Annotated in this window: 15 protein-coding genes; 6 read left to right on the top strand and 9 right to left on the bottom strand. The window is 67.3% G+C overall.

The genetic code is table 11. The features are described from left to right. Window positions 1-16 precede the first annotated feature (16 nt). Complete coding sequence (locus BM109_RS12135; protein WP_093343067.1) at window positions 17-1,003, top strand: tripartite tricarboxylate transporter substrate binding protein; 987 nt, start codon at window positions 17-19, stop codon at window positions 1,001-1,003. Window positions 1,004-1,015: 12 nt separating this feature from the next. Here BM109_RS12135 and sugE read toward each other — a convergent pair whose 3' ends face one another. The 5 genes from sugE to dnaG form a co-directional block, all read right to left on the bottom strand. Then, window positions 1,016-1,336 carry a quaternary ammonium compound efflux SMR transporter SugE gene (gene sugE / locus BM109_RS12130; RefSeq protein WP_093343472.1) on the bottom strand — a complete coding sequence of 107 codons (321 nt, stop codon included), beginning with the start codon at window positions 1,334-1,336 and terminating at the stop codon, window positions 1,016-1,018. A 29-nt stretch (window positions 1,337-1,365) separates the two neighbouring features. Then, window positions 1,366-2,502: an HPP family protein gene (locus tag BM109_RS12125; protein ID WP_093343066.1), complete on the bottom strand. Its 1,137-nt coding sequence runs from the start codon at window positions 2,500-2,502 to the stop codon at window positions 1,366-1,368. A gap of 52 nt (window positions 2,503-2,554) precedes the next feature. After that, the gene (locus BM109_RS12120; protein WP_093343064.1) at window positions 2,555-3,790 is read right to left on the bottom strand and encodes a multidrug effflux MFS transporter; all 1,236 of its coding nucleotides are present in this window, start codon (window positions 3,788-3,790) and stop codon (window positions 2,555-2,557) included. A 108-nt stretch (window positions 3,791-3,898) separates the two neighbouring features. Further along, the gene (rpoD, locus tag BM109_RS12115; protein ID WP_093343063.1) at window positions 3,899-6,274 is read right to left on the bottom strand and encodes an RNA polymerase sigma factor RpoD; all 2,376 of its coding nucleotides are present in this window, start codon (window positions 6,272-6,274) and stop codon (window positions 3,899-3,901) included. 309 nt (window positions 6,275-6,583) lie between these two features. Next, complete coding sequence (gene dnaG, locus BM109_RS12110; RefSeq protein WP_093343061.1) at window positions 6,584-8,569, bottom strand: DNA primase; 1,986 nt, start codon at window positions 8,567-8,569, stop codon at window positions 6,584-6,586. Window positions 8,570-8,655: 86 nt separating this feature from the next. Between dnaG and BM109_RS12105 the strand changes: the two genes are divergently transcribed. Continuing rightward, window positions 8,656-9,603, top strand: a complete 948-nt coding sequence (locus tag BM109_RS12105) for a YihY/virulence factor BrkB family protein (protein ID WP_093343060.1) — start codon at window positions 8,656-8,658, stop codon at window positions 9,601-9,603. Here the strand turns inward: BM109_RS12105 and BM109_RS12100 are convergent. Then, on the bottom strand, window positions 9,551-10,309 hold the full coding sequence (locus BM109_RS12100) for a 3-hydroxyacyl-CoA dehydrogenase (RefSeq protein ID WP_057590419.1): 759 nt from the start codon (window positions 10,307-10,309) through the stop codon (window positions 9,551-9,553). The two genes, BM109_RS12105 and BM109_RS12100, sit on opposite strands and share 53 nt — an antisense overlap. A gap of 155 nt (window positions 10,310-10,464) precedes the next feature. Further along, on the bottom strand, window positions 10,465-11,019 hold the full coding sequence (locus BM109_RS12095; protein ID WP_057590418.1) for a phasin family protein: 555 nt from the start codon (window positions 11,017-11,019) through the stop codon (window positions 10,465-10,467). 246 nt (window positions 11,020-11,265) lie between these two features. On the opposite strand from BM109_RS12095, the gene BM109_RS12090 reads away from it, so the two are divergent. Continuing rightward, complete coding sequence (locus BM109_RS12090) at window positions 11,266-11,721, top strand: acyl-CoA thioesterase (protein ID WP_093343058.1); 456 nt, start codon at window positions 11,266-11,268, stop codon at window positions 11,719-11,721. A 60-nt stretch (window positions 11,722-11,781) separates the two neighbouring features. Here the strand turns inward: BM109_RS12090 and BM109_RS12085 are convergent, their stop codons facing one another. After that, entirely contained in the window at window positions 11,782-12,189 is a 408-nt protein-coding gene (locus BM109_RS12085) for a hypothetical protein (protein WP_057590416.1), read from the bottom strand. A 48-nt stretch (window positions 12,190-12,237) separates the two neighbouring features. Further along, window positions 12,238-12,471, bottom strand: coding sequence for a CsbD family protein (locus BM109_RS12080; protein ID WP_057590415.1), 234 nt, complete (start codon window positions 12,469-12,471; stop codon window positions 12,238-12,240). Window positions 12,472-12,664: 193 nt separating this feature from the next. On the opposite strand from BM109_RS12080, the gene pncB reads away from it, so the two are divergent. Genes pncB through BM109_RS12065 form a run of 3 tightly spaced genes read left to right on the top strand, consistent with a single transcriptional unit; the run spans window position 12,665 to window position 16,341 of the window. Continuing rightward, entirely contained in the window at window positions 12,665-13,885 is a 1,221-nt protein-coding gene (pncB, locus tag BM109_RS12075; RefSeq protein ID WP_093343057.1) for a nicotinate phosphoribosyltransferase, read from the top strand. Between the two features lie 52 nt (window positions 13,886-13,937). Further along, window positions 13,938-15,347, top strand: coding sequence for a sodium:proton antiporter (locus BM109_RS12070; RefSeq protein WP_093343055.1), 1,410 nt, complete (start codon window positions 13,938-13,940; stop codon window positions 15,345-15,347). 13 nt (window positions 15,348-15,360) lie between these two features. Beyond that, window positions 15,361-16,341 carry a 2-hydroxyacid dehydrogenase gene (locus BM109_RS12065; protein ID WP_093343053.1) on the top strand — a complete coding sequence of 327 codons (981 nt, stop codon included), beginning with the start codon at window positions 15,361-15,363 and terminating at the stop codon, window positions 16,339-16,341. Window positions 16,342-16,368: the final 27 nt, after the last annotated feature.

The following is a 16,368-nucleotide window of genomic DNA, read 5'->3' as shown; positions in this document are numbered from 1 at the left end:
AACGAGAGACAAGACGATGCGCAACCCACTGCCTTCCTTCATCAACCGCCGCGCGCTGCTGGGCCTGGGTGCCGGCGCGGCCGCGCTCGCCGCCTGGCCCGCCTGGGCGCAGGGCGACCGGCCCGTGCGCTTCATCCTGCCGATCAGCGCGGGCTCGGGCGTGGACGCCATCGTGCGCGCCGCCACGGTGGCGCTCGGCAAGGCCTTCGGCCAGCCGGTGGTGGTCGAGAACCAGCCGGGCGCGGGCGGCATCACGGGCACCTCGACCGTGGTCAAGGCCGCGCCCGACGGCTTCACCCTGGGCATGGTGTCGAACAACCACGTCATCAACCCGGCGGTGTTCAGGAAGATGCCCTTCGACCCGATCGCCGACGTGACGCCGATCAGCGTGGTGGGCGCCACGCCGCTGGTGCTGGCGGTGAACCCGAAGCTGCCGGCGAAGAACGTGAAGGAGCTGGTGGCGCTGCTGCGCGCCAAGCCCGAGGGCTACAACTACGCCTCCTCGGGCAACGGCACCATCATCCACCTGGCCGGTGAGATGTTCATGGACGAGGCCGGCGTGAAGGCGCGGCACATTCCGTACAAGGGCACGGGCCCGATGGTCACCGACATGATCGCGGGCCAGGTCGAGATGGGCGTGGTGGCGCTGCCGGCCGTGCAGCCGCACCTGAAGAGCGGCGCGCTGCGCGCCATCGGCCTGTGCGGCCCGGCGCGCTCGCCGGCCGCGCCCGAGATGCCGACCATCGCCGAGCAGGGGCTGCCGAACTACGTGGTCGAGGGCTGGTTCGCGGTGATCGGGCCCGCGAAGATGCAGGCGGCCGAGGTGCAGCGCGTGCACGATGCCGTGGCCGCGGCCTTCGCGAGCGCCGAGGTGCGCGAGGCCATGGACAAGCAGGGCAACCTCATCAAGCCCACCACGCCCGAGCAGGCGGCGGCCTATTTCCGCAGCGAGGCGGCGCGCTACGCGGCGCTGGTGAAGAAGGCCAACGTGGTGCTGGAGTGAGCGCGCGGGCGCTCAGTGCGCGCTCGTGAGCTTCAGGCCCAGGATGCCCGCGACGATCAGTCCGACGCAGACCAGCCGCGCGGCATTCGAGGGCTCCTGGAACAGCACGATGCCCAGCACCACGGTGCCGACCGCGCCGATGCCGGTCCACACCGCGTAGGCCGTGCCCACCGGCAAGGTGCGCATCGCCCAGCCGAGCAGCACCACGCTGAGCGCCATCGACGCGATGGTGCCCACCGAGGGCCAGAAGCGGCTGAAGCCCTCGGTGTACTTGAGGCCGATGGCCCAGCCCACCTCGAGCAGGCCGGCGAAGAACAACACGATCCAGGCCATGCGCATGCCTCCTTGAAGAAAAAGGGGAGTCAGTTCCCGGGCCGCACCGCGCTGTAGAGCGCGCGCACGAAATCCGACTGGGTGATCATGCCGGCCAGGCGCTTCTCGGCGTCGATGATCGGGATGTGGTGGTGGCCGCCCTCGGAGAACAGCGGCACCAGCTCGACCACGGGGCGGTCGGCGCTGGCCACGCGCACCTGGCGCGTCATGATCTGGCCCACCACCTCGGGCTTGTTCGACACCACGGTGCGGGTGGCGCGGATGAAGTCGCGCAGCCGGCCCGCGATGCCTTCGTGGTGCGCCAGGTCGAGCTGGCGGAAGAAGTCGGCCTGCGTGACGATGCCCACCACGCGGCGCGTGCGGTCGACCACCGGCAGCGCCTTGATGCGACGCTCGTGCATCAGCGCCCAGGCCTCCTGCAGCGGCGTGCCGAATTCCACCGTGATCGGCGTGCGCGACATGATGTCGTCGCAGTGCAGCGTGCCGAGCCGCCGCTTGTAGCTCTCGAGCTCGGTCTGCTGGATCAGCGACTCGAGGTCGTCGCGGCTGATGTCGAGCACCTGGTTGTAGCGCGCGAGCACGGCATCGATGTCGGCCTGGCTGAAGCGCGCGTCGGCGCGCGGCGGCTGCGCCACCTGCACGTGCGGATAGCGCCGGCCGGTGAAGCTGTTGTAGGCCGCGCCCGCGAGCACCAGCAGCAGCGAGTTGACGAAGAAGGGGAAGAAGGCCGACGATAGGTGCGTGGTGTGCGTGAGCACCGCGAGCAGCGCCGCGGCGCCGCCCGGCGGATGCAGGCAGCGCGCGACGAACATCAGGCCGATGGCGCCGCCCACTGCGACCGCTGCGGCCACGGCTGGGTCGGGAATCCAGTTGACGCTGGCGATACCCACGATGGCCGACAGCGTGTTGCCGCCCACCACCGACCAGGGCTGCGCGAGCGGGCTGGCCGGCACCGCGAACACCAGCACCGCGCTGGCGCCCAGCGGCGCGATCAGCCACACGGCATTGCCGCCGAGCGTCTGCGCGATCCAGCGGCAGATCAGCGCGGTGATCAGCAGCCCGAGCGCCGCGCCGCCCATGGCGCGCAGGCGCTCGCGCGCATCGACGGTGGTGCGGCCCGGCAGCCAGGCGCGCAGATAGACGAGGAGCTTGTTGGCGGAGGACATGCGGATCGAAGAGTGTCTCTGTGTTGTTCTTGTTCGTTCGCCTGCCGCCGCTTCAGCCCTCGTGGGCGACGCGCCGTCCGATGTCGGGCCAGCGGCCGTGCAGCCAGACCCAGGCCACCAGGCCGATGGCCAGCATCAGGGTCGAGGTCAGCGCGAGCGCCAGCGTGGAGTGCATCACCAGCGGCGCCACCGCACCGGCCACGATGCCGTTGGCGGTGGAGCCGATCACGGCCTGCAGCGAGGAGGCCATGCCGCGGCGTTCGGGATGCAGGTCGAGCACCAGCAGCGTGACCACCGGCACCATCAGCGCCCAGCCGAAGGCGAACACCGCGAGCGGCCACAGCGCCCAGGCCACGTGGGCCTGGAAGAAGGTGTTGGCGATCACGTTGACCACCGAGGTGACGAGCATGATCAGGAAGCCGTCGCGGATCTGGCGCTTGGGCGCCACCTTGCCGGCCATGCGTCCGCTGGCGCGCGCGCCGAGCATGATGCCGCCGATGGTCAGCAGGAAGAACCAGAAGAACTGCTGCGGCTGCAGCGCGAGGTGGTCGCCGAGGAAGGCCGGCGCCGCCAGCACGTAGAGGAACATGCCGTTGAAGGGCACGCCGCTGGCGAAGGCCAGCAGCAGGAAGCGCGGGTCGGAGCACAGGTCCCAGTAGCCGCGCAGCAGGTGGCGCACGTGGAAGGACTGGCGGTGCGAGGGATGCAGCGTCTCGGGCAGCAGCTTGTAGTTGGCGGCGAACAGCACCACGCCCACGGCCACCAGGAACCAGAACACCGCGTGCCAGCCCGCGTGCACGAACAGGAAGCCGCCGACGATCGGCGCGATGGCGGGCGCCACGCCGAAGTAGATCGTGACCTGGCTCATCACGCGCTGGGCCTCGGCGGGCGGGAACATGTCGCGAATCACCGCGCGCGAGACCACGATGCCCGCGCCGGTCGACAGGCCCTGCAGGCCGCGGAACAGCACCAGCTGCGTGATCGTCTGCGACAGCGCGCAGCCCAGCGAGGCCAGCGTGAACACCGCGAGGCCCCACAGCACCACCGGCCGACGCCCGAAGCTGTCGGACAGCGCGCCATGGAACAGGTTCATGAACGCGAAGCCGAACAGGTAGGCCGAGAGCGTCTGCTGCATCTCGGCCGGCGTCGCGCCGATGGAACGGGCGATGCCCGAGAAGGCGGGGATGTAGGTGTCGATGGAGAAGGGCCCGAGCATGCCGAGCACCGCGAGCAGCACGGCCAGCGCCCAGCGCGGGGCTTGCCAGAGTTTGTCTGCATCGGGATTCATGATGAGGATTGCTCCATTCTTCTTATCTTTGCATCTGTCGCAGAGGGGCCCAAAAAAGAAAGCGCCCTTGCGGGCGCCTCCTTGTCGGGGAAATACCGGGAGACCGGCTCAGAGCGTATCAATAAAGCTGCGCAGCTTGTCCGAACGCGACGGATGCTTGAGCTTGCGCAGGGCCTTCGCCTCGATCTGGCGGATGCGCTCGCGCGTCACGTCGAACTGCTTGCCGACTTCTTCCAGCGTGTGGTCGGTCGACATCTCGATGCCGAAGCGCATGCGCAGCACCTTGGCTTCGCGCGGCGTCAGCGAGTCGAGGATGTCCTTGACCACGTCGCGAAGACCCGCCTGCATCGCGGCCTCGATCGGGGCCGTGTTGCTGCTGTCCTCGATGAAGTCGCCCAGGTGCGAATCGTCGTCGTCGCCGATGGGGGTTTCCATCGAGATCGGCTCCTTCGCGATCTTCATGATCTTGCGGATCTTGTCTTCCGGGATCTCCATCTTGGCCGCCAGGATGCCGGCGTCGGGCTCGAAGCCGAACTCCTGCAAGTGCTGGCGCGAGATGCGGTTCATCTTGTTGATGGTCTCGATCATGTGCACCGGGATGCGGATGGTGCGCGCCTGGTCGGCGATCGAGCGCGTGATGGCCTGGCGGATCCACCACGTGGCGTAGGTCGAGAACTTGTAGCCGCGGCGGTATTCGAACTTGTCCACCGCCTTCATCAGGCCGATGTTGCCTTCCTGGATCAGGTCGAGGAACTGCAGGCCGCGGTTGGTGTACTTCTTGGCGATCGAGATCACGAGGCGCAGGTTGGCCTCGATCATTTCCTTCTTGGCATCGCGCGAGGACGATTCGCCCTCGTTCATGCGCTTGTTGATGTCCTTGAGCTCGGTCAGCGGCACCACCACGCGCGACTGGATGTCGGCCAGCTTCTGCTGCAGTTCCTGCACCGGCGGGATGTTGCGCGCGAGCACGGCGCTCCAGGGCTTGCCGGCGGCGGCCTGCTTCTCGACCCACTTGAGGTTCAGCAGGTTGGAGGCGATGCGGTTGCCGTTCTTGTCGAAGCCGCTGAAGTCGCGGATGAACTCGTCCTGCGGGAAGCCGCACTTGTCCACGATGATGCGGCGCAGCTCGCGTTCCTTCTTGCGCACGTCGTCGACCTGGGTGCGCACGAGGTCGCACAGGCGCTCGATGGTGCGCGCGGTGAAGCGGATGGTCATCAGCTCGTCCGACAGGGACTGCTGGGCCTTGGTGTACGAGGGCGTGCCGTAGCCTTCCTTGTCGTAGACCTTGTGCACCTTCTCGAACATCTCGGCGATGCGGTCGAAGCGCGAGAGGGCCTCGTTCTTGAGTTCCTCGAGCTTTTTGGTCAGGGCCTTGGAGCCGCCCTTGCCGTCGTCGTCGTCTTCCTCGTCGAATTCGTCGAAGTCTTCCTCGGCCACGTAGTCGTCGGCCTCGTTCGGGTTCGAGAAGCCGTCGACGATGGTCGAGATGACGACCTTGCCTTCACGGATCTCGGCGGCCAGGCGCAGGATCTCGGCGATGGTGGCGGGGGAGGCCGAGATGGCCTCCATCATCGCCATCAGGCCGCCTTCGATGCGCTTGGCGATCTCGATTTCGCCTTCGCGGGTCAGCAGTTCGACCGTGCCCATTTCGCGCATGTACATGCGAACCGGGTCGGTGGTGCGGCCGAATTCGCTGTCCACCGTGGAGAGAGCCGCTTCGGCTTCTTCCTCGGCTTCCTCCACCGTGGTCGCGGTGGGGGCGGTGTTGTTCAGCAGCAGGGTTTCGGCGTCGGGGGTCTGCTCGTAGACGGCCACGCCCATGTCGTTGAGCATGGTGACCACGACTTCCATGGTCTCGGCGTCGACCAGCTTGTCGGGCAGGTGGTCGGAGATTTCGCCGTGCGTGAGGTAGCCGCGGGTCTTGCCCAGCGTGATCAGGGTCTTCAGGCGCGAGCGGCGCTTGGCGAGGTCTTCCTCGGACAGCACGGTCTCGTCGAGGCCGAATTCCTTCATCAAGGCGCGTTCCTTCGCCTTGCTGATCTTCATGCGCAGCGGCTTGACCTTCTCTTCGGTCGTCGCCACGGCCGCCACCGGCTCGTCACCGGCCAGGTCGTCCTCGATGTCCGACAGGTCGACGTCGCTCTCGGGCGCATCCTTGTCGGCCTTGGGCTTGCGGCCGCGCTTGGCGCCGGTGGCGGGCGCGGCGGCAGCGGTGCTGGCGGCCTTGGGCGGGCGGCCGACCTTCTTGGCGGCGGGGGCGGCAGCGCCTGCCGCAGCCGTCTTGGCGGCTGTCTTCTTGGTGTCGTCGGTGGTGGTCGTCGATTTCGTGGGCACGGTTTTCACTTTCGTTGCGGCTGCCGCCTTTGACGCGGCTGCACCCGTCTTAGTTGCCGGCAAAGCGGCTGCTTTCAACGGTTTTTCGGCTGCAGGCTTGGCGGCGGCGCTTTTGGCGGGTGAAGGAGCAGGCTTCTTTGAACTGGGCATACGACCTCGTTACAACAAGAATGGACAAGCGGGATCACACGAAATCACACGGGCGCGGTCCGCGAAGACAGCGCCGCCAGCCCGGCACAGCCGGACAGGAACAATTGGGCAAAAGAGGAATAAATCCTCAATAGGCAAGATGTCGGGCGATCATTTGGTGTGCAGTCCTTGCGGTTATTGGCCCTTTCCAGCGGGGTTGCCGTGGAGTGCGTTGCGCGAGGGGCCGGTCCGGAGGTGCTGCTGTCGCTCTTGCCGATTTCGCCAGTTGCGAAGCCCTACATTATAGCGTCTTGCGCAAATTTCAAGCAATTACACCGTCTTGGGACGCATGCGGGCGCGCAATTCGAGCCGCCGCGCCTCGAGCGCCTTGTAGCGTTCGAGCGCCTTCGGATCCTTGCCGACGGCCGCGATGGCCTCGCTCTGCTGGAACTTGAGGCGGTCGTCGAGCATGAAATCGAGCACGCTGCCCAGCTCGCGCGCGGCCTCGGCCAGCAGATCGTTCTCGCTCGCTTCCGGATCGACGGGGGCGCCACCTTCCGAGGCCGTCATCAGCTTGTCGGCCAGCGCCTCGAACTCCTGGCCGCGCATGCCTTCGCGCAGCGCGGCCCACGGCTGGGCGCCGTGCTCGTGCAGCTGGCTGTCGAGCCAGGTGAACAGCGCGCCGTGCGGCCCGGGCAGTTCGCACAGCATCAGGTGCACCTCGTGCGACAGCGGCTCCCACTGCGCCATGTTGGCGAGCAGCAGGCGCACCGCGATGTCGGGCCGGCTCAGCGGCTGGCTGCGCCCGCGCATCGGTTCGCGCGGCGGCTCCTTACGGCCGAAACGCTTGTTGAAAGGCCGTTTCTTGCTATCGTTTTCGTAGTATCGCTCGCGCTCTTCGTAGACCGGCGGTTCGGGGAAGTAGCCGTCGTCGTCGGGCGGGCGTTCCTGGCTGCGCTCGGCCTGGCGCGAGGCCCCGCCGCCGCCGCGCGGTGCCGCCGCCGTGGCCCAGAGGTCCGACAGCGCGGCCGCGTCGAGCTGCACCAGCGTGGCGATCTCGCTCAGCAGCTGCCGCTTGAGCGCGCCGTCGGGCAGCGCGCTCCACAAGGGGCGCACGTTGCTGCTCATGTGGGCGCGGCCCTCGGCGGTGCCGAGGTCGCAGCCCTCGCGCGCGGCCTCGATCATGAAGCGCGACAGCGGCGTGGCCTCCTGCACGAAGCGCGCGAAGGCCTCGGCGCCGAACTCGCGGATGAAGCTGTCGGGATCGTGCTCGGCCGGCAGGAACAGGAACTTGATGCTGCGCGTGTCGGTGGCATAGGGCATGGCGCCGTCGAGCGCCTTGCGCGCCGCGCGGCGGCCGGCGGCGTCGCCGTCGAAGCTGAACACCACCGACTCGGTGAAGCGGAACAGCTTCTGCACGTGCTCGGTGGTGCAGGCCGTGCCGAGCGTGGCCACCGCGTTCGGGAAGCCGAGCTGGGCCAGCGCCACCACGTCCATGTAGCCCTCGGTGACCAGCGCGTAGCCGCGGTCGCGGAAGGCGGCGCGGGCCTCGTAGAGGCCGTAGAGCTCGCGGCCCTTGCTGAAGACAGGGGTTTCGGGCGAATTCAGGTACTTGGGTTTCTCGTCGCCGAGCACCCGGCCGCCGAAGCCGATGCATTCGCCCTTGACGTTGCGGATCGGGAACATCACCCGGTCGCGGAAGCGGTCGTAGCGCTTGGCCTCGCTGGCCTCGACCTGGCCGTCCTCGGTGTTGACGATCACCAGGCCGCTTTCGGCCAGCAGCGGGTCCTCGTAGTCGGGGAACACGCCCGCGAGCGTGCGCCAGCCCGGCGGCGCGTAGCCGATGCCGAACTGCTTGGCGATCTCGCCCGAGACGCCGCGGCCCTTCAGGTAGTCGATGGCGCCGGGCGCCTGGCGCAGGTGCTTGCGGAAGGCGTCGCCGGCCTTCTCGAGCACGTCGGTCAGCGTGGCCTGCTTCTGGCGCTGGCTGGCGGCGCGGGCGCGCTCGGCCGGCGAGGCGTCGTCTTCCGGCACCTGCAGGCCGTACTGGCCCGCGAGGTCGTGCACGGCCTCCACGAAGCCCATGCCGGCATGCTCCATGAGGAAACCGATGGCGTTGCCGTGGGCGCCGCAGCCGAAGCAGTGATAGAACTGCTTGGTCGGGCTGACCGAGAAGGAGGGCGATTTCTCGCCGTGGAAGGGGCACAGCCCCATGAAATTGGCGCCGGCTTTCTTGAGCTGCACGTAGCGGCCGACGATTTCCACCACGTCGGCGCGCGCGATGAGTTCCTGGATGAATGAAGCGGGGATGGTCATGTAGGCGGGGAGCGGCAAATCATACGCAAGCCGCGGGTCCCCCGCGACCCGACGGCATACTGGCGGCGACCGACCACCCCGCCCGCATGACGACGATCAATCCGCTGAAACACGCCGCCCCGCTGCTGCGCCACCCGCTTCGCTTCGGCTGGGACGCCCTGAAGGAGTTCCGCGCCAACCAGGGGCTGCTGCTGGCCGGTGCCGTGGCCTATTACGCGCTGCTGTCGATCGTGCCGCTCTTGATCGTCAGCGTGATCGCGCTGTCGCACGTGATCGACCAGGCCGAGCTGCTGCGCACCATCGGCCGCTACCTCGAATGGCTGCTGCCGGGGCAGTCGAAGGCCATCGTGGCCGAACTCTCGAGCTTCCTGGACCACCGCGACGTGCTCGGGCCGGTGCTGCTGGTGACGATGGTGTTCTTCAGTTCGCTGGCTTTCAGTGTGCTCGAGAGCGCGATGGCGGTGATCTTCCACCACCGCAAGGCCGATCACAAACGCCATTTCCTGGTGTCGGTGGCCATGCCCTACGTCTACATCCTGTGCCTGTGCGTGGGGCTGCTGCTGGTCACGCTGGTGTCGGGCGCGCTGCAGCTCGTGGGGCAGGAGAGCGTCGACCTGCTCGGGCGCAGCTGGTCGCTGTCGGGCGTGTCGGGGCTGCTGCTGTACCTGCTGGGGCTGGGCGGCGAGATCTTCATGCTGACCTCGCTCTACCTCGTGATGCCGGCCGGGCGCATGTCGCTGCGCCACGCGCTGCTGGGTGGCATCACGGCCGCGCTGCTGTGGGAGGCCACGCGGCGGATCCTGATCTGGTACTTCTCGACGCTGTCGCAGGTGAACGTGGTCTACGGCTCGCTGACCACGGCGATCGTGGTGCTGCTGAGCCTGGAGATCGCGGCCACGCTGGTGCTGCTGGGCGCCCAGGTGATCGCGAACTACGAGCGCCTGGACCGCACCGGCAGCGCCAAGCCGCCGCGTGCGCCGCTCAGCGGGGCGGGAGTCGAATCGCTCCGTCCAGCCGAATCACCTCGCCGTTGAGCATGTCGTTCTCGATGATGTGCTTGGCCAGCTTCGCGTAGTCGGCCGGGGTCCCCAGGCGCGAGGGGAAGGGCACGCTGGCGGCGAGCGCGTCCTGCACCTCCTGCGGCATGCCGAACAGCATGGGCGTGCCGAAGATGCCGGGGGCGATCGTCATGTTGCGGATGCCGTTGCGCGCCAGGTCGCGCGCGATCGGCAGCGTCATGCCGACCACGCCGCCCTTCGAGGCGCTGTAGGCGGCCTGGCCGATCTGGCCGTCGTAGGCCGCGACCGAGGCGGTCGAGATCAACACGCCGCGCTCGCCCGTGGCTTCGGGCTCGTTCTTGCTCATGGCGTCGGCAGCCAGCCGGATCATGTTGAAGCTGCCGATCAGGTTGACCGTGACGGTCTTGCTGAACACCGCCAGCGCGTGCGGGCCGTTCTTGCCCACGGTCTTCTCGGCCGGCGCGATGCCGGCGCAGTTGATCAGGCCGACCAGCTTGCCGAGCTGCAGCGCGGCCGCCACCGCGGCCTGGCCGTCGGCTTCCTGGCTCACGTCGCACTTCACGAACACGCCGCCGATGTCGCGCGCGACGGCTTCGCCCTTGTCGGCCTGCATGTCGGCAATGACGACCTTGGCGCCGTTGCCGGCCAGCATGCGTGCCGCGCCTTCGCCGAGGCCCGAAGCGCCACCGGTCACGATGAAAACCTTGCCGTCGATCTGCATGTAGGAGTCTCCTGAGGAAGAAAAGCCTTGCATTATCGAAGACGGCCCGGCGCGCCGCGGTTTCGGCGCGCGCATAAAAAAAGGCCCCGTCCGAAGACGAGGCCCTGAATTGGATCCGTGAGGACCCAAGGAGACAACTGGTGGTGGTCGGCGGCTTAGCGCTTGCGCGACGAAGCGGTCGCGGTCTTGGCAGCGGCGACGGCTTGCGTGGACACGGCGTTGAAGTTGGCTTCGGCGACGTCCGACGCTTGCTTGACGGCCTTTTGCACCGATTCGAAAGCGTTGTTGGCGGCGGCGACGGCGCTCTTCAGCACGGCGACGGCGGTTTCCGAACCGGCGGGAGCGTTCTTCGAAGCGCTGTCGACCAGGCCGACGAAGGCTTGCTGGGCTTCGCTGGCCTTCGATTCGAAGGCCTTGGTGAATTCGGCGCCGGTGCCTTGGGCGATTTCGTACAGGTGACGGCTGTAGGCGGCGGTCTTCTCGGCCAGGGGCTGGAACAGGCTGGCTTGCAGCGTCAGCAGTTCCTGCGCGTCCTTCACGCTCAGGGCGGCCTGGGCGGTGGTGGCGGCTTCGGACAGGGCGGCCTTGGAGGCGGTCACGTTGAGTTCGACGAGCTTCTCGACGCCTTCGAATGCCTTGGTGGTCAGGCCGAACAGGGTTTCGAGGTTGGCTTTTTGGGCGGCGAGGATCTGGTCAGCGGTCAGGGCCATTTGGAATCTCCGAAAGGGATGATGGTTGGTCTATTCACGTTGCGCTGCGCCTCGTCGTCTTTGTTGCGGTGCAGCATGGCCTCAAGTATAGGCAGCTGAAATCTCCGGGCAAGGGGTTTTTGTTGCTTTGCAGCAATTTAGAAGCGGCTTTCTAAACCGGGCCGGCCGGCCTTGAAACGCGATGGCGGCCGCGGGTGTCGCGCAGTCGCCTGGAGCCGGCGAAGCCCGCTGGCAGAATCTCGCGCGATGACGACGCCTGCCTCTCCCAGCCCCAAGCCCGTGCCGCAACCGCGCGCCAGCTACCCCGTCTTCCGCAGCATTCCCACGCGCTGGATGGACAACGACATGTACGGCCACGTCAACAACGTCGTCTACTACAGCTGGTTCGACACGGCCGTGAACGCGCTGCTGATCGAGCGCGGCGCCCTCGACATTCACCAGGGCTCGACCATCGGCTTCGTGGTCGAGACGCAGTGCAACTACTTCGCGCCGCTGGCCTTCCCGCAGACCGTCGAGGCCGGCATCCGCGTGGCGCAGGCCGGCCGTTCCAGCGTGCGCTACGAGGTCGGCCTGTTCGCGCAGGGTGCCGACACGGCGGCGGCCCAGGGGCATTTCGTGCATGTCTATGTCGACCGCACGACCCAGCGGCCGGTGCCGTTGCCCGAGGCGCTGCAGCGCGTGGTCGATTCGCTGCGGGCCTGAGCCCCAAGAGAAACGGCGCCCCTCGAGGCGCCGTTGTCGTTGCGAGGTAAGAGACGCGGCTTACTTCTTGGCCATCGCCTTGATGTCGGCCTTGCCCTTGTCCTCGTCGGCCTTGGCCTGCTTCACGCAGGCGGACTTGGCATCGCCGGTCTGGTCGTCGCACTTTTCCTTCGCGACTTCATAGGTGGCCTTCACCTTTTCCTCGGCCACCTTGCGGGCGTTGCTGTCGCTGGGCTTGAACTGCTGTTCGAGTTCGGCCTTGGCGACGTTCTCCTTGCCCTTGGCTTCCTTCTGGCAGACGTCCTTGGCGTTGTCCTTCAGCGTGTCGCACTGGGTCTTGGCGACCTTGTAGTCGGCCTCGATCTTTTCCTTGGCGACCTTGTGCTCGTCCTTGTTCATCTGGGCGCCGGCCTGGGTGGCGACGAAGCAGGTGGAGGCGAGCGCGAGCATGAGCAGGTGTTTTTTCATTTTGGAGTTCTCCTAGTCGATGGATGAGGGAAAGCGGAAGTCAGGACCTCAGTAGCGTTCGAACCAGAGCGCGTCGGGCGTGCGGCCGTCGCGCGATTCCCAGTCCTTGACCTGCTTCTCGGCCTCGTCGCGGCTGATGCCGTGGCGTTCCTGGATGCGGCCCAGCAGCTGGTCGCGCTTGCCGGCGATGACGTCGAAGTCGTCGTCGGTCAGCTTGCCCCATTGCTCCTTGACCTTGCCCTTGAGCTGCTTCCAGTTGCCTTCGATGGTGTCCTTGTTCATGCGAATCTCCTTGAGAGGTTGATTCGGCGGGCCATTTCGCCGCCGTGAAAAACACTGTCTACAGGTGCATTCACCCCAGCGGTAGGACGTGCAGTGCAGGGTCCGTAGGCACAGGCCGACGGGGGCCGTGATAATCGAGCGGCGCCCGAAAAACTTCGGGCCGGGACGACAGAGAGACAACGCGCGCCGCACCATGATCATTCACAGCCTGCTCGACACCGACCTCTACAAGTTCACCATGATGCAGGTCGTGCTGCATCACTTCCCGGGGGCACGCGTCGAGTACCGCTTCAAGTGCCGCAACCCCGGCGTCGACCTCGCGCAGTTCGCCAGCCAGATCCGCGAGGAGGTGCGCAGCCTCTGTTCGCTGCAGTTCCGCGATGCCGAACTGGCCTACCTGCGCTCGATGCGCTTCATCAAGAGCGACTTCATCGACTTCCTCGGGCTGTTCCGGCTCAACGAGAAGTACATCAACATCATTCCCCAGCCCTCGGGCGAGCTCGAGATCCGCATCCAGGGGCCGTGGCTGCACACCATCCTGTTCGAGATCCCGGTGCTGGCGATCGTCAACGAGGTCTACTTCCGCAACACGCAGAAGCGCCCCGACCTCGACGAGGGCCGCCGCCGGCTCGAGATCAAGATCGCGCAGCTGCAGGAGGCCGGCCTCGGCGACCTCAAGATCGCCGACTACGGCACGCGCCGCCGCTTCTCGAAGGACTGGCACGAGGAGGTGCTGCGCACCCTCAACGCGCGGCTCGGCGCGGTGACCTCGCCGCCCTCGAGCTCGCAGCCCGGCGGCCGGCTGCCGCAGCTCGCGGGCACCAGCAACGTGCTCTACGCGATGAAGCTCGGGCTGATCCCGCTGGGCACCATGGCGCACGAGTACCTGCAGGCCTGCCAGGCGCTGGGCCCGCGGCTGCGCGACAGCCAGATCTTCGGCTTCGAGAGCTGGGCGCGCGAATACCGCGGCGACCTGGGCATCGCGCTGTCCGACGTCTACGGCATGAGCGCCTTCCTGCGCGACTTCGACCTGTACTTCTGCAAGCTGTTCGACGGCGCGCGCCACGACAGCGGCGATCCGTTCCAGTGGGGCGAGCGCATGATCGCGCACTACCTCGCGAACCGCGTCGACCCGCGCACCAAGACGCTGATCTTCAGCGACGGCCTCACGGTGCCACGCACCATCGAGCTCTACCAGCAGTTCCGTGGCCGCTGCCAACTGGCCTTCGGCATCGGCACCAACCTCACCAACGACCTGGGCTACGAGCCGCTGCAGATCGTGATCAAGATGATCCGCTGCAACGACCAGCCGGTGGCCAAGCTCTCGGACACCCCGTCGAAGAACATGTGCGAGGACGAGAAATACCTGGCCTACCTGCGCCAGGTGTTCGAGATCGAGCAGCCTGCCGCCTGATGCGGGTTCACGCGGGCCGCCGCGGGGCCTGGCTCTGTTACGGTACGGCCCCATGAAAAAATCGATGCGTCTCGTGGCGGCCCTGGTGCCGCTGCTCGTTGCCGGGCCGGCCTTGGCCGCGGATTTCGACGGCGGCTCGCTGTCGCCGCTGTGGGGCGTGCCGTTCGCGGGCATCCTGCTCTCGATCGCGCTGATGCCGCTGCTGGCGCCGTCCTTCTGGCACCACCACTACGGCAAAGTCTCGGCGGCCTGGGCGCTGGCCTTCCTGCTGCCCTTCGCGGCGCTGCACGGCCCGGCGCTCGCGGGCACGCAGCTCATGCATGCGCTGGTGGCCGAGTACATCCCGTTCATCGTGCTGCTGACCACGCTGTTCACGGTGGCCGGCGGCATCCATATCCGCGGTAACCTGCACGGGGCACCGGGCCTCAACACCGCCATCCTCGCGATCGGCGCGGTGCTCGCGAGCTTCATGGGCACCACGGGCGCCTCGATGCTGCTGATCCGCCCGCTGATCCGCGCCAACGACAACCGCGTGCACCGGGTGCACGTGGTCGTGTTCTTCATCTTCATCGTCTCGAACGTGGGCGGCTCGCTCACGCCGCTGGGCGATCCGCCGCTGTTCCTCGGCTTCCTCAAGGGCGTGGACTTCTTCTGGACCGCGCGCAACATCCTGCCCGACACGATGTTCGTGCTCGGCGTGCTGCTGGTCCTGTTCTATCTGATCGACCGCCACTACTACCGCAAGGAAGGCATCCTGCCGGTCGACCCCACGCCCGACACGCGCGGCATCGGCTTCGACGGCGCCGCCAACTTCTGGCTGCTCGCGGGCGTGGTGGCGCTGGTGCTCATGAGCGGCTTCTGGAAGTCCGGCGTGCACTTCGACGTGGCCGGCACCGAGGTCGGCCTGCCGGGCCTGTTGCGCGATGCCGGGCTGATCGCCATCACGCTGGTCTCGCTCAAGATCACGGCGAAGTCGGTGCACCAGGCCAACCAGTTCGAATGGGGTCCGATGGCCGAGGTGGCCAAGCTGTTCGCGGGGATTTTCCTGACCATCATCCCGGTGATCGCGATGCTCAAGGCCGGCACGCAGGGGCCGTTCGGCGCGGTCGTCTCGGCGGTCACGCGGCCCGACGGCCAGCCCGACCCCGCGATGTACTTCTGGGCCACGGGCGCGCTCAGTTCCTTCCTCGACAACGCGCCGACCTACCTGGTGTTCTTCAACACCGCGGGCGGCGATCCCGCGGTGCTAATGACCACCTACGCGACCACGCTCGCGGCCATCTCGGCCGGCGCGGTCTTCATGGGCGCCAATACCTACATCGGCAATGCGCCCAACCTGATGGTCAAGGCCATCGCCGAGAGCCGCGGCGTGCGCATGCCGAGCTTCTTCGGCTACATGGCCTGGTCGATGGCCATCCTGCTGCCGCTGTTCGTCCTCTCCACCTTCCTTTTCTTCCGCTAGCGAGACAAAGCCCATGAGCAAGCCCAAGATCCTGGTCGCCCGCGCGATCTTCCCCGAGACCCTCGAGCGCCTGGCGCAGCATTTCGAGATCGAGTCGAACCAGTCCGACGAGAGCTGGACCAGGGAGCAGCTCGCCGCGAAGTTGCAGGGCAAGCAGGGCGCCTTCACCACCGGCAGCGAGCGCATCGACGCGGCGCTGCTCGACGCCTGCCCCGACCTGAAGATCTGCGCCAACATGGCCGTGGGCTACAACAACTTCGACGTCGACGCGATGGCCGCGCGCGGCGTGGTCGGCACCAACGCGCCCGACGTGCTGACCGAGACCACCGCCGACTTCGGCTTCGCGCTGCTGATGGCCACCGCGCGCCGCATCGCCGAGAGCGAGCATTTCCTGCGCGCCGGCAAGTGGCAGAAGTGGAGCTTCGACATGTTCGCGGGCTCCGACATCCACGGCGCCACGCTGGGCATCATCGGCATGGGCCGCATCGGGCAGGGCATCGCCAAGCGCGGCGCGCACGGCTTCGGCATGAAGGTGATCTATCACAACCGCTCGCGGCTCGACGCCGCGCTCGAGGCCGAGTGCAAGGCCACCTACGCGAGCAAGGAAGATCTGCTCAAGACCTCCGACCACGTGGTGCTGGTGGTGCCGTACTCGGCCGCCTCGCACCACACCATCGGCGCGGCCGAACTCGCGCTGATGAAGCCCACCGCCACGCTGGTGAACATCGCGCGCGGCGGCATCGTCGACGACGCGGCGCTGGCCGTGGCGCTGCGCGAGAAGCGCATCGCCGCCGCGGGGCTCGACGTGTTCGAGGGCGAGCCCAAGGTCCATCCCGACCTGCTGACCGTGCCCAACGTCGTGCTCACGCCGCACATCGCGAGCGCCACGGTGCCCACGCGCAAGGCCATGGCCGGGCTCGCGGCCGACAACCTGATCGCCTTCTTCACGGGCAAGGGCCCGCTGACGCCGGTCACGCCGGTGGCCGCCAGGTAAGCCATCTCCGCCGAACAAAAAAGAATA

It is taken from the genome of Variovorax sp. PDC80 (genome assembly GCF_900115375.1).
In the GTDB taxonomy this organism is placed as follows: Bacteria; Pseudomonadota; Gammaproteobacteria; order Burkholderiales; family Burkholderiaceae_C; genus Variovorax.
This window is presented reverse-complemented; position numbering and strand designations above follow the sequence as displayed.